Source organism: Streptomyces sp. NPDC038135 (assembly GCF_055601245.1).
On sequence record NZ_JBVJXS010000007.1, the window covers coordinates 239,997 to 253,716 of the forward strand.

At 72.5% G+C, this 13,720-nt stretch carries 9 protein-coding genes; 5 read left to right on the plus strand and 4 right to left on the minus strand.

Annotation, left to right across the window (positions count from 1 at the left end):
- Window positions 1–103: 103 nt before the first annotated feature.
- Window positions 104–859, minus strand: coding sequence for a GOLPH3/VPS74 family protein (locus ACZ7JA_RS21440; protein ID WP_351665002.1), 756 nt, complete (start codon window positions 857–859; stop codon window positions 104–106).
- Between the two features lie 181 nt (window positions 860–1,040).
- Between ACZ7JA_RS21440 and ACZ7JA_RS21445 the strand changes: the two genes are divergently transcribed.
- The 3 genes from ACZ7JA_RS21445 (at window position 1,041) to ACZ7JA_RS21455 (ending at window position 7,932) form a co-directional block, all read left to right on the plus strand.
- Window positions 1,041–4,031, plus strand: coding sequence for a D-alanyl-D-alanine carboxypeptidase (locus ACZ7JA_RS21445; protein WP_470809766.1), 2,991 nt, complete (start codon window positions 1,041–1,043; stop codon window positions 4,029–4,031).
- Window positions 4,032–4,215: 184 nt separating this feature from the next.
- Window positions 4,216–6,171: an MFS transporter gene (locus tag ACZ7JA_RS21450; RefSeq protein ID WP_404028318.1), complete on the plus strand. Its 1,956-nt coding sequence runs from the start codon at window positions 4,216–4,218 to the stop codon at window positions 6,169–6,171.
- A 201-nt stretch (window positions 6,172–6,372) separates the two neighbouring features.
- Window positions 6,373–7,932 carry a sodium:solute symporter family protein gene (locus tag ACZ7JA_RS21455; RefSeq protein ID WP_351665008.1) on the plus strand — a complete coding sequence of 520 codons (1,560 nt, stop codon included), beginning with the start codon at window positions 6,373–6,375 and terminating at the stop codon, window positions 7,930–7,932.
- A 22-nt stretch (window positions 7,933–7,954) separates the two neighbouring features.
- Here ACZ7JA_RS21455 and ACZ7JA_RS21460 read toward each other — a convergent pair whose 3' ends face one another.
- Window positions 7,955–9,070: an ADP-ribosylglycohydrolase family protein gene (locus tag ACZ7JA_RS21460; protein WP_351665010.1), complete on the minus strand. Its 1,116-nt coding sequence runs from the start codon at window positions 9,068–9,070 to the stop codon at window positions 7,955–7,957.
- Window positions 9,071–9,337: 267 nt separating this feature from the next.
- Here ACZ7JA_RS21460 and ACZ7JA_RS21465 point away from each other — a divergent pair, with 267 nt between their 5' ends.
- Window positions 9,338–9,874 (plus strand): DUF2165 domain-containing protein, encoded by a 537-nt coding sequence (locus ACZ7JA_RS21465; RefSeq protein WP_351665012.1) that lies wholly within the window; start codon window positions 9,338–9,340, stop codon window positions 9,872–9,874.
- Here ACZ7JA_RS21465 and ACZ7JA_RS21470 read toward each other — a convergent pair.
- Window positions 9,867–10,436 (minus strand): hypothetical protein, encoded by a 570-nt coding sequence (locus tag ACZ7JA_RS21470; RefSeq protein ID WP_351665014.1) that lies wholly within the window; start codon window positions 10,434–10,436, stop codon window positions 9,867–9,869. The two genes, ACZ7JA_RS21465 and ACZ7JA_RS21470, sit on opposite strands and share 8 nt — an antisense overlap.
- A gap of 70 nt (window positions 10,437–10,506) precedes the next feature.
- Window positions 10,507–13,092, minus strand: coding sequence for a bifunctional FO biosynthesis protein CofGH (locus ACZ7JA_RS21475; RefSeq protein ID WP_389450037.1), 2,586 nt, complete (start codon window positions 13,090–13,092; stop codon window positions 10,507–10,509).
- Between the two features lie 163 nt (window positions 13,093–13,255).
- On the opposite strand from ACZ7JA_RS21475, the gene ACZ7JA_RS21480 reads away from it, so the two are divergent.
- Entirely contained in the window at window positions 13,256–13,651 is a 396-nt protein-coding gene (locus ACZ7JA_RS21480) for a nitroreductase/quinone reductase family protein (RefSeq protein WP_351665018.1), read from the plus strand.
- Window positions 13,652–13,720 lie beyond the last annotated feature (69 nt).

The following is a 13,720-nucleotide window of genomic DNA, read 5'->3' on the forward strand; positions in this document are numbered from 1 at the left end:
GGGCGGTGAGACCGCACGGATCTCACCGCCCCGCTCGAACCAGCGTCTCCCGTAACGGGTTTCGGGGACCGCGTACCGGTGTCGTGGGGACCGGCGGTGCGGCTCAGTGGGTCACGGCACGCGCCATGGACCCTCGGTGCGGCTGCATCGGAACCCCGCGCGCGGGTTCCACCGCGCCCCTGGCTCCGGGCCCCGCCGGGCGGCCGGCCGCGGCCGGACCGCGCCGTGGCTGGGCCACCGCGCCGTTCTGCACGTCCATCACGGCATGCGCCACCAGCCCGCCCATCGGGTCGTGCCGGATCAGGTCCCGCAGCCGGGAGCGGGAGGATCGTCCCTCGTTCCCCGGATACAGGTGCTTGCCCAGCCCGACCGCGTGCGCCAGCGCGGCGAGCGCCGCGGTCCGCGGGTCCGGCGGCACGCCGGTGCGGATCGCGTTGTCCAGCCGGGCTCGGATCTCCCGGCTGATTTCGGTGTCCGTCGCCTGGTAGCGCGTCGTCGGCAACACCCCGCACATCTGGCCCGGCACGGCGGCGACCATGCCGCACCGCTCCAGGTGCGAGAGGTAGATCTGGCGGAGCCCCAAACGCGGCCCGCCGATCCAGTGGACGGCACGCACGGGAGCGCCACGCCTTCGCAGCAACTCCAACGCGCAGTCCAAAGTCGGATCTCCAGTCGGCCGTGGCACCACCACGGCGATACGATCCCCGTCTGGGGCTATCCGTCCGGCCAGCGCCAGCTCCACTAGCTGTGCTCCGGCCAGGCCGAGGTCGAGCGACTGCGGCTGTGCAGTGGTACCCGTGGCCGGGTCCAGTGCCAGCAGCAGAAGCTCCTCCGGAATCGTTCTGCGGCTCCTGCCCATCCATGCCTCCCCGCGTGGATGAATGACAGGGTGACCCCTCTCACATTGGTCTGTCGAGGGTGCGTGACCGGTTCGTAAGGGAACCGGCAGGTATGTCGTTCTCGTCTACCGCAGGGGCCAAGTCCTCACACAGGACACTGGTACATGGTTCGGACAGGGCGCGCGAGTGTGCGTGCGGCGCATGGAGGAGGCATCGGTGGCGGGCGAGTCCCCCGACAGGTCGAAGCAGCGCGAGTCGTCGGCGGAACCGACGTCGGGGAGCGCGGGTTCGGTTCCCGAGGCGCGCGATCCGCGCCTCGCGGTGTCCCGAGAAAAGGATTCCTCGGGTGCCGTCGACACGGCGACGAAGATCCTTTCGGTGCGGGACGCGAAGGCCGCCGACGACTCGGACGGGTCCGAGCCCCAGAAGCCCGGGGAGGACCAGGACTCCGACCTCCGCGAGGCGGTCTCGGCCTGGATCCGCTCGGCCAAGAACCCGGAGTCGGAGTCCGAGGCGGGGTCCGGCACGGACGATGACGCCGACGCCGCCCCGGAGTCCGGCGCGGACGCGGAGACGGAGTCCGAGGCCGGCACCGGGGCCGCGGCTGCCGCGGGGTCGGGCGCGAAGTCCGGCGGAGAAGGCGGCGGGAAGGCCGCCACGGGCTCGGACACCGGCTCGAAGCCGGACGCGGACTCGGACCGGAAGCCGGCCACCGACGCCAACGGTGCGGCGGACACCAAGCCCGGCCGCGACGCGAGCCGCGACGCGGGTCAGAAGGCCGGCACCGGCTCCGCCGCGAAGACGGCCGCCGGCACCGCCCCCAAGGCCGCCACCCGCTCCCGCCCGGCCGCCACTTCCGCCGACCCGGACGCGGGCCCCCAGGCCGGCCAGAAGGCCGACGAGGACTCGGACGCGACCGAGGACGCCGACAGCAACGCGAAGGCCGCCATGGGGTCCGGCAAGGCCACCGCTGACGGTGGCGCGAAGGCCGCCGGCGGCTCCCGCACGGGTGCCGCTTCGGCGAGCGCCGACACGGGCCGCAAGGCCGGTGCCGGCTCGAACGCCACCGCGGACGCCGACGGCGACGCGAAGACCGCCGGCGGCTCCCGCACGGGCGCCACTTCCGCGAGCCCCGACGCGGGCCGCAAGGCCGACCAGAAGGCCGACGAGGACTCGGACGCGACCGAGGACGCCGACGGTGACGCGAAGGCCGCCGCCGGCTCCCGCACGGGCGCCGCTCCCGCGAGCCCCGACACGGGCCGCAACGCCGACCAGAAGGCCGGTGCCACCGCGGACGCCGGCACCGCCGACAAGGACGCCACCGGCTCCCGCACTGGCGCCACTTCCGCCGACCCCGACACGGGCCGCAAGGCCGGCTCGGGGGCGACCGCGGACGCCGGCACCGCAGCGAAGGGCGACGCGGGGGACGGGAAGGCCTCGGACGGGGCTTCCGGGGAGGCAGGGGCCGGCGACGGGGCGAAGGGCCCGGGAACGGCTCCCACGGACGCCAAGGCGGCCAAGGTCGCCGGTGCCAAGGCCGCCGCTGCCGCCGCCAGGGCGGCGAAGGCCGCCGGCGGCGAGGACGCCCCGCAGGGGGCACCCGCGGCCGACGACGAGAGCCGCGCGGGTGGGAAGACCCCCGCCGAGGCGAAGGGCGTCGACCAGCCCACCACCGCCTTCAAGGCCGTACGCCCGAAGAAGCCCGAGGTCGACCAGCCGACCACCATGCTCAAGCTCGGCACGGCCAAGCCGAAGCCGGAGACCGAGGCCAAGGGCTCCACCGAGCCCTCCGCCCCCGCAGCGGAGCGCACCAGCAAGTTCGTTCCGCTGCGCAACTCCGATCTCGCCGCGCCCACCGGCGCCTTCCCGCAGGTCGGCCCCGAGCGCACCACCCAGCAGCCGCTGCCGCCCAAGCCTCCGCTGGACCTGCTGGCGGAGCTGACGAACACGCCGCCGCCCCCGGAGACCCCGGTCCGCACTCTGGTCCGCCGGGTCAAGATCTGGACGCCGCTGGTCATCCTGCTGGCGATCGTCTTCGCGGTCGTACAGGCGATGCGCCCGCTCCCCCAGCCCACCCTGGACCTCACCGCGAAGGACTCCTACACCTTCGGCGGCGCCAAGACGGACATCCCGTGGCCGGCCCAGGGCCAGGCCGCGCTGGACGTCCAGGGCATCGGCACCTTCGGCTCCTCGGGCGCCCAGAAGCCCGTGCCGATCGCGAGCGTCGCCAAGGTCATGACGGCGTACATCATCCTGCGCGACCACCCGCTGAAGAGCGGCGCCGACGGCCCCAAGATCAAGATCGACCAGGCGGCCCAGGACCAGTCGAAGGCGGGCCAGGAGTCCACGGTCGACGTCACGGCCGGCGACACCATCTCCCAGCGCGAGGCCCTGGAGAGCATCCTCATCGCGTCCGCGAACAACGTGGCACGGCTGCTCGCGCGCTGGGACGTCGGGTCGGAGAAGGAGTTCGTCGCGAAGATGAACTCCACCGCCGGGAAGCTCGGCATGACGAACACCACGTACACCGACCCCTCGGGTCTGACGAACTCGACGGTGAGCACGGCCGTGGACCAGGTGAAGCTGGCCAAGGCCGCGATGGAGGAGCCCGCGTTCCGCGAGGTCGCGGCGATGATGTCGTACGACGACTACAAGGGCGTCAACCACTCCAACTGGAACCACCTGGTCGGCCACAACAACGTCGTCGGCATCAAGACCGGCACCACCACCTCCGCCCTCGGCAACCTGGTCTTCGCGGCCAAGCAGGAGGTCGGCGGTGAGACGCGGACCATCGTCGGCGCCGTGGTCCGCCAGCCCGCCGGCGGCTCGGACAACACCATCCTCAGCGGGGCGCTGGACGCGGCCGACAAGCTGATCCGCTCCGCGCAGGGCGCGCTGAAGTCGGCGACGGTGCTGAGGAAGGGCGATGTCGTCGGGTACGTGGACGACGGGCTCGGCGGCCGTACGCCGGTGGTGGCCACGAAGGACGTCGCCGCGGCCGGCTGGTCGGGCCTGAAGGTGAAGCTGTCCTTCACCTCCGACGTCGTGCCGCACACCGCCAAGACGGGCACCGAGGTCGGGACGCTCACCGTGGGCGACGGCGGCGCCGCCGGCGCGGTGAAGGTGCCGGTGGCCCTGCAGAAGGACCTGACCGAGCCCGGGTTCACCGACAAGCTGACCCGCGTCGGCTGAGCCGGCCCCCGGCCCGACCAGGCACGCACCCCGTCGACGGAGCCCGTCGGCGGGGTGCGTGCTAGCGTCACGAAACGGGGCAGGTCGACGGTCGGGGAACGGGACCGCGAACTGAACGGGAAACGGCCGGGAACACGAGGGACACGGCCGAGAACAGAAGACGGGACACGGGGAGTGCCTTCAGGTGGCCACAACCGAGCGGACACGCTCCGACGACGCCGATCCGGACCCGGGATCCGGCCCGCGAATACGTCCGTCCGCGACTGACGCGGACGGACGTCACACCGGCCACGCGGACAGCCGACACGACGACCGCGCCGACGGTCACCGCGGCGACCGCGTGGCCCGTCATCACGGCGACGGCGCCGGCGGCCCCGCCCCGGCGCGGCAGAGCCTGCCGCTCATCCGGCTGCGCCTCGCGGCCGAGCCCCTCCGGCAGCGGTTCCTGCGGCACCCCGTGCTGTCCGTCACCGTCCTCTCGGGCGCCCTGCACGTGATCTGGTTCTTCACGTTCGCGAACAGCGGCGGCGACCTCGCGGCCCAGGACGCCTGGGCGGAGTTCGTCGGCCGGCACCCGGACTCGGCGTACAACCTGGCCTGGTACGGCGGCATGCACCCGGTGTCGTACAGCGTGGTGTCGCCGTACCTGATGTCGCTGCTCGGCGTCCGCACCACGATGATGCTCGCCGGGACGGTCTCGGCGGGGCTGCTGACGCTGGTCCTGCTGCGCAGCCGGGTGGTGCGGAACCCGCTGTGGGCCTCGCTCGCCGGAGTCCTCGCGTTCGTCTGCAACGCGGTGTCGGGGCGGGTGACCTTCGGTCTCGGCACCATGTTCGCGCTCGGCTCGGTCGCCGCCGTCTTCTGCTGGCCCCACCGGTGGCGCTTCAAACGCTGGGCGAAGGCGCTGGTGGCCGCCCCGCTGGCGGCGCTCGCCACGATGTCCTCGCCGGTCGCTGGGCTCTTCGTCGGCCTGGTCGCGGTCGCGCTGTTCCTGCAGAAGCGGCGGCCCGGCGCGTGGGCGCTGGGGCTCGCGCCGTCGGCCGTGGTCGCCGTGTCGGCGTGGCTGTTCCCCTTCTCCGGCACCCAGCCCATGACCTTCGGCTCGGTGGTGATGCCGCTGCTGTACGGGCTGCTGTGCCTGTTCCTGGTGCCCAAGGAGTGGATCACCGTCCGGCTGACGGCGGGCGTCTACAGCCTGGGCGTGGTGCTGGTGTGGCTGATCAGTTCGCAGATCGGCTCGAACATCTCCCGGCTGCCGATGCTGTTCGCCGGTGTGACGCTGGTCGCCGCGCTCCCCTACACCGTGCCGCGCTCGCGCAAGTGGTACGTGACCGTGCTGGCGTTCCTGGGCTTCGCCGGCTGGATAGGCTTCAAGTCGGTCGACGACATCGTGCACACGACCCCGACCGCGTCCTGGGCCCGTGAGCTGGCCCCGCTGGTCAACCAGTTGCAGAACGTCGGCGCCGAGAAGGGACGCGTCGAGGTGGTCCCGGCGCGCTCGCACCGGGAGGCCTCCGCGCTCGCGCCGTACGTCAACCTGGCGCGCGGCTGGAACCGGCAGGCCGACATGGAGCGCAACCCGCTCTTCTACGACGACACCCTCAACTCGGCGAACTACCACGAGTGGCTCCAGCGGTGGGCCGTGCACTTCGTGGTGCTGCCGAAGGACAACCCGGACGGCAACGGCGGCGGCGAGCGCGAGCGGACGCTGCTGCGGCGCGGGATGCCGTATCTGCGGCAGGTCTGGGGCGACGCCAACTGGCAGTTGTTCAAGGTGACCGACCCGACGCCGCTCGCCGAGCCCGACGCCGTGGTGGACCGGGCCGAGCAGGGCGAGATGACCCTCCAGGTGCGCAAGCCCGGGCGGATCCTCATACGGATCCCGTACTCGCCGTGGCTGAGCATCGTCGACGGCGAGGGCAAGAGCCTGAAGCCGCCGCAGGAGACGGACGCCTCGAAGCACCGGGACGAGGGCACGCCCAAGACGTACGAGAACGTCAACGGGTGTCTGGCGGAGACGGCCGAGGACGCCAAGGGCGACCGCTGGACGATGCTGCTCGCCCCGAAGGCCGGGACGTACCACCTGGCAGCGCCGTACCAGCTGCCGCGCGGCACCCCCTGCCCCGACGAGCTCAAGTAGGTTCCGGGCCTCTTCGGCCCCAGGTCCCCCGGTCTCCGGCCGGGGGACTTCTCGCACTCTCCACCGTTCACATGGATGAACCACGATCACCAAGTCGAACATTTTTACTGTCTCTTGACGTTCCCGTTCCTTGCCGCGCGTACACCTCCGAAACCAGAGTTCACGTGCCTGACCCTGGCTCGTGACTCTGGAAGGGGACACATGAACGGTCTCGACTGGGCCGTACTGATCGGCTACTTCGGAGTGATGGTCGCGATCGGCGTCTGGTCGCACAAACGCGTCGACAACGTCTCCGACTTCTTCACGGCCGGCGGCAAGATGCCGTGGTGGCTCTCCGGCATCTCGCACCACATGTCGGGCTACAGCGCGGTGATGTTCACCGGGTACGCGGGCATCGCCTACACCTACGGCGTCACCTCCTTCGTCACCTGGTCCTTCCCCATCGCGCTCGGTATCGCCATCGGCGCCAGGCTGTTCGCGCCGCGCATCAACCGGCTGCGCTCCCGGCTCCACGTGGCGTCACCGCTCGAGTACCTGAAGAACCGCTACAACCTCTCCACACAGCAGGCGCTCGCCTGGTCGGGCATGCTGCTGAAGATCGTGGACGTGGGCGCCAAGTGGGCCGCGATCGCGACCCTCCTGTCGGTGTTCACAGGTGTGTCGCTGAACCAGGGCATCCTCATCACCGGCGCGATCACCGCCGTCTACTGCACGATCGGCGGCCTGTGGGCGGACGCACTGACCGAACTCGGCCAGTTCGTCATCCAGTTGCTGGCCGGCGTCTCGATGTTCGTCGCGGTCGTGCTGAAGCTGAACGACAAGGGCATCGGTCTCTTCGACGCCTTCGACCAGCCCGCGCTGCACGGCCACGGCAAGCCGCTGGTCGGCCCGTACGGCACGGTGTTCCTGCTCGCCTTCCTGTTCATCAAGCTCTTCGAGTACAACGGCGGCATGCTCAACCAGGCCCAGCGCTACATGGCGACGGGCAGCGCGCGGGAGGCCGCGCGGTCGGCGCGGCTGTCGGCGGCGCTCTGGCTGGTGTGGCCGGTGGTGCTGTTCTTCCCCATGTGGATGTCCCCGCTGCTGGTCCACGCGCAGAAGCCGGACGGCTCCGACTCCTACGCCCTGATGACCGAACAGCTCCTGCCGCACGGCCTGCTGGGCCTGGTCATCGTCGGCTTCTTCTCGCACACCATGGCCATGTGCTCCTCCGACGCCAACGCGATCGCGGCCGTGTTCACCCGGGACGTGGCGCCGGTGCTGTCGGCGCGGGCCCGGGCGTGGGGCGAGCGGTCGGGACTGGTCGCGGCCCGGGTGACGACCGTCGTGTTCCTCGGGCTCTCCATGGCGGTGGCGACCCAGGTCAACTCCCCGGCCTTCAAGGACATCATCACGGTCGTCATCAAGTGGGTGGCGGGTCTGATGGGGCCGATCGCGATCCCGATGATGCTGGGTCTGCTCCGCCCGTTCCGGCGCTCCGGCCCGACGGCGGCCCTCACCAGCTGGGCGGCGGGTCTGCTGGCCTTCTGGCTGGTGAACTACCCGGTCAACTGGCAGGTGGACGGCGGAGTCCCGCTGCAGTACCAGGTCTCCATCCCGCTCGCGGTCTCCCTGGTGCTGTACGTCCTGGTCGGCTACCTCAGGCCGGAGGACACCCCGGAGCGGCTGGCGGTCATCGAGAAGGTCAACACGGACGGGGACGCGGCGGCGGCCGTGCCGGTGCCCGCGAGCGCCGGGGACGACGTGGTGGGAGCGCCGTAGCGGGCCCCCGTCCCCGGTCGGTTCAGGCCCGGGGGTAGCGGGCCAGCCAGCCCGGTGACGACCCGGCGGGGCCGTGCAGCGCGGGTCCCTGGGTCATCTCCATCGCGAAGTCGTCGGCCAGTTCCAGGACGGTGGGGCGGCCCTCCAGCTCGGCGAGCCAGGCCGGCGGGAGGGCCGTCTCGCCGTGCAGGGCGCCGAGCAGACCGCCGGTCAGGGCGCCCGCCGCGGCCGAGGGCCCGCTCTGGTTGACCGCCAGGCACAGGCCGTGGCGTACGTCCTCCCCCACCAGGGCGCAGTAGACGGCGGCGGCCAGCAGCCCGTCGGCGGTGCCGTCGCCGGCCAGCTCCTCCACCCGGCCCGGGCCCGGCAGGCCCTGCCGGACCGCGCCGAGCGCGTGCTGGAGGGCGTCGGCGACGGGCTGGTGGCCGGGGCGCGCGGCGAGCAGGGCGAGGGCCCGCTGCACGGCCGCGTCCAGGCTCTCGCCGCGGGCGAGGCCGTGCACGATGACGGCGTACGCCCCCGCCGACAGGTAGGCGATGGGGTGCCCGTGGGTCTGGGCCGCGCACTCCACGGCGAGCTGCGCCACGAGCTGGGGCTCCCAGCCGACGAGGAGCCCGAAGGGCGCGGAGCGGGCCACGGCCTCCGGGCCCAGCTCACCGGGGTTCTTCGGGGTGTCCAGGGTGCCCATGGTCTCGTCGCCGAGGCCCAGCAGCAGGGCCCGGGTCGGGTCCCGGCGGGCGTACAGCCACTCCTCGCGGGCCAGCCAGCCGTCGTCCTTGCGGCGCTCGTCCGGTCCCCAGTCCCGCTGGGTGGCCGCCCAGCGCAGATACGCCCGGTGCAGGTCGGTCGGCGGGTGCCAGGCGCCGGTGTCGCGGCGCACCTGGGCCCGTATCAGCCCGTCCACCGTGAAGAGGGTGAGCTGGGTGTGGTGGGTGACCGTGCCGCGCCGGCCGTGCCCGAAGGCGAGGTCGAGCAGTCCCTCGCCGCCGTAGGCGGCCCGGATCTCGTCCAGGTCGAGGGCGTCGGCGGGGCCGCCGAGCGCGTCGCCGACGGCCACCCCGAGCAGGGCCCCGCGCACCCGGCTGCGGAAGTCCTGCTGCTCGGCGCGGCCCCAGACGGCACCGGACGTCGCCTCCATGCAGGCCTCCTCGGCACCGTCCGTACGTACGACGCCCAGCACTGTAATCGACCGGGGACGGTCGGTTCACCGGGGCGAACCGGTCCCGCCCGGCCATTCCCGTACAGCTGTGGGCGCTGCCACCCGGTCGTCGGCGGCAGCCGGCGGCGGGCCGTGCGGGGCCGGGGCGCACCGGCGGCCGCGGGGGCGTGAACTCGGCCTGAACCGAGCGGGATTCTGGCGCATTGCGCAGGGGGAAACTTCTCTTCCGGCGGGGAGAATCCCGCCATGACCACCACCCCCACCCCAGCAGCCACCGCCGCCACGCGCACCGCGGGCACCGGTGTCCACCTGGCCGCCGGTGTCCTCACCGGCGTCGTCGCCCTCTACATCGCACTCGTCGCACTGGGGAACGTCACCGACTTCGGGACCAACCAGCAGTTCGTACGGCACGTGCTGGCGATGGACACGACGTTCAAGGACGACGACCTGATGTGGCGGGCGATCACCAGCACGGCGCTCCAGGACACCGCCTATGTGGCGATCATCGCGTGGGAGACGGTGGCGGCCCTGGTGCTGATAGCGGGCACGTACCTGTGGGCGCGCCGGGACCACGAGCGGGCCCGGCGGTTCTCCGTGTACGGGCTGCTGATGCTCGTGCTGCTCTTCGGCGCCGGGTTCGTCGCCGTCGGCGGCGAGTGGTTCGCCATGTGGCAGTCGAAGACGTGGAACGGGCTGGACGCGGCGACCCGGGTGCTCGTGCTCAGCGGCGTCGCGCTGATCGTCAACCTCCTGCCGGGCGGGCGGCGGGACGCGGCTAGCTGACGACGGTCACCTTGGCGCCCAGGTCCCCGAAGGACCACAGGGCGGCGCCGTCCTGCTTGTGCATGCGTATGCCGCCCAGCTTCTGGCCGCCGGCCGGCGGGGGCGAGGAGCCGTCGAGGGCGTTGGAGAAGGCTATGTTCACGCCCTCCACCTTGGTGAAGTACATCACGTGCTCGATCTCGACCCCGTCCGAGCCCTTGAGGGACTGGGTGCGCAGGGTGATCGAGTAGCGGCCGGGCTGCGGGTCCACCGTGCCCGGCCACACCGTGAACGTGCGGGCGGCCTGGCCGGTCGCGTCGACCAGCCACACGCGCTTCTCGCCGACGGAGTAGACGATCCGGCGGCCCGACCCGGACCCGTCCGGCAGGGCGGGCGGGGCCGACGGCTTCGGGTCCGCGGACGCGTGCGGGCGCGGCGACGCCGACGCGGACGCGCTGGGCCGGGCCGCCGCGGCCGTGGGATGCGGCCCGTGCTCGGCCTGCACGCCAAGGGCGACGACGGCGGCGGTCCCCGCCACCGTCAGACCGGAGACCCAGGCCCACGAGGGCAGTCGGGCAGCCACGGGTACGCATCTCCTCCGCTATGGATCCCCTTGTCGGAACCGGGGTCGGATCATCGTACTCAGTCCGCCCTCAGTCCAGGACCGGCAGCAGGTCGGGCAGGTGGCCGTCGGAGGCCTGGGCCGCCCGCCGCCGCTCCTCGGGCACCTCTCCGTACAGGGTCGTGCGCGGCTTCGCCGGGCGGCCGGCCGCCTCCGCCACGGCGATCAGGTCGCGGACCGACTTGTAGGAGCCGTAGGAGGAGCCCGCCATGCGGGAGATCGTCTCCTCCATGAGGGTGCCGCCGAGGTCGTTCGCGCCGGAGCGGAGCATCTCCGCGGCGCCCTCGGCGCCCAGTTTCACCCAGCTCGTCTGGATGTTGGGGATCCAGGGGTGCAGCAGCAGCCGCGCCATCGCGGTCACCGCCCGGTTGTCCCGGGTGGTGGGGCCGGGCCGGGCGATGCCGGCCAGGTACACGGGCGCGTTGGTGTGGATGAACGGCAGGGTGACGAACTCCGTGAAGCCGCCCGTCTCGCGCTGGATGCCGGCCAGGGTGCGCAGGTGGCCGAGCCAGTGGCGGGGCTGGTCCACGTGGCCGTACATCATCGTGGACGAGGACCGGATGCCCAGTTCGTGGGCGGTCGTGATCACCTCGGTCCAGGTGGCCGTGGGCAGCTTGCCCTTGGTGAGCACCCAGCGGACCTCGTCGTCCAGGATCTCCGCCGCCGTGCCGGGGATGGAGTCCAGGCCCGCCTCCTTGGCGGCGGTCAGCCACTCGCGGATCGGCATGCCCGTCCGGGTGGCGCCGTTGACCACTTCCATCGGCGAGAAGGCGTGGACGTGCATCCCGGGGACGCGCTCCTTCACCGCCTTCGCGATGTCGAAGTAGGCGGTGCCCGGCAGGTCCGGGTGGATGCCGCCCTGCATGCACACCTCGACGGCGCCCACGTCCCACGCCTGCTGCGCCCGGTCGGCGACCTGCTCCAGCGAGAGCGTGTAGGCGTCGGCGTCGGTGCGGCGCTGGGCGAAGGCGCAGAACCGGCAGCCGGTGTAGCAGACGTTGGTGAAGTTGATGTTGCGGGTGACGATGTACGTGACGTCGTCGCCCACCGCCGACCTGCGGACGTCGTCGGCCACCCGGCACAGCGCGTCCAGCGCCGGGCCGTCCGCGTGCAGCAGGGCCAGCGCCTCGGCGTCGGTGAGGCGGGTGGGGTCGTCGGCCGCCGTGCGCAGGGCCTCGCGTACGTCCGTGTCGATGCGCTCGGGCGCCATGCCGGGGGCGGCCGCCTCGCGCAGCGCCTGCCAGTCGCCGTACACCTCGTCGAAGTCGTCGCGCCGGTCCGTCGTACGGCCCTCGGTGTCGATCGACGCGTGCAGATCCGTACGGCCGGAGGCCGTGAAGGCCTCCTCCGGCTCCTGCCACGGGTGTCCCTCGACGACGGCGTCGGCACGCGCCAGCCCCGTCTCCGGATCCGCCAGCGCCCGTACGTGCGGCAGCAGTCGCGGGTCCAGCCAGGGCTCGCCGCGCGTGACGAACTCCGGGTAGACGCAGAGACGTTCCCGCAGCTCGAATCCGGCCGCCTCGGACTTCCGCGCCAGCTCCTCGATCCGCGGCCAGGGGCGTTCGGGGTTGACATGGTCGATGGTCAGGGGCGACACCCCGCCCCAGTCGTCGATGCCCGCGCCGATGAGCCGCTCGTACTCGGAGTCGACGAGGTTGGGCGGGGCCTGGAGACAGGCCGCGGGCCCCATGATGTGGCGGGCCACGGCCACCGTGGCGACCAGGTCGTCGAGTTCGGCGTCCGGCATGCCGCGCATCGCCGTGTCCGGCTTGGCGCGGAAGTTCTGGATGATCAGTTCCTGGACGCCGTGGTACGCCCGGGAGACCTTGCGCAGCGCGAACAGGGACTCGGCGCGCTCCTCGTAGGTCTCGCCGATGCCGATCAGCAGGCCGGAGGTGAAGGGGACGGAGGAGCGCCCCGCGTCCTCCAGCACCCTGAGCCGTACGGCCGGTTCCTTGTCCGGGGAGCCGAAGTGCGGGCCGCCGGGCTCGGACCACAGGCGGGTCGCGGTGGTCTCCAGCATCATGCCCATGGACGGGGCGACGGGCTTCAGGCGCTGGAAGTCCGTCCAGGTCATGACGCCCGGGTTGAGGTGGGGCAGCAGGCCCGTCTCCTCCAGGATGCGGATGGAGACGGCGCGGACGTAGGCGATGGTGTCGTCGTAGCCGTGCGCGTCCAGCCACTCGCGGGCCTCGGGCCAGCGGTCCTCGGGCTTGTCGCCGAGGGTGATGAGGGCTTCCTTGCAGCCGAGGGCGGCGCCCTTGCGGGCGATGTCCAGCACCTCGTCGGGGGACATGAACATCCCGTGGCCCGCGCGGCGCAGCTTGCCGGGGACGGTGACGAAGGTGCAGTAGTGGCACTTGTCGCGGCACAGCCGGGTGAGGGGGACGAAGACGCTCTTCGAGTAGGTGATGACGCCGGGACGGCCGGCCGCCTCCAGGCCCGCGTCACGCACCCGGGCGGCGGACGCGGTGAGCGCGGTGAGCGCCTCGCCGCGGGCCTGGAGCAGCACCGCCGCCTCCGCGACGTCGAGGGCGACGCCGTCCCGGGCACGTTTGAGGGCGCGACGCATGGAGTTCTCGGTGGGGCCGGTTCCGGAGGTCGCGGAAGTCGTCATCCCCTGAGCATACGTTCGGGGTGATCAGCGCGCGGGGGCCGCCGCATCGCGTTGACGCACCGGCCGTGCCCCGGAAAGCTCGGGTGGCACATGGCCCGCACGGGGTCGGCACCGCCTCCGTGCGGGGCTTCACGGGACCGGAGAGAACGGGAGATCCAGGGACATGTCGGACCGTGCGGACCTCAAACAGCGCGTCGTCACCCGCTTCCAGCGGCATCTCGCCAATCCGCTCAACCGGCGCCTGCCCTTCCAGACCCTCCTGGAGACCACCGGCCGCAGGAGCGGCGAGGCACGGCGCACGCCGGTCGGCGGCCGCCGGGTCGGGGACTCCTTCTGGATCGTCTCGGAGTTCGGCCACAAGTCGCAGTACGTGCGCAACATCCAGGCCGACCCGCGGGTCCGGGTCCGCTTCGCCGGCCGCTGGCACCACGGCACCGCTCATCTGCTGCCGGACGACGACGCCGTGGCCCGCCTGCGCTCCCTGCCCCGCTTCAACAGCGCAGCGGTCCGGGCGTTCGGCACGGATCTGCTGACGGTGCGCGTGGACCTGACGGACTGACCGCGCCCTCGCCCGGCCGCACGCCGAGGCGGGGACCGGTCCTCCGTCTGAGGAGACTGTGTGCAGACC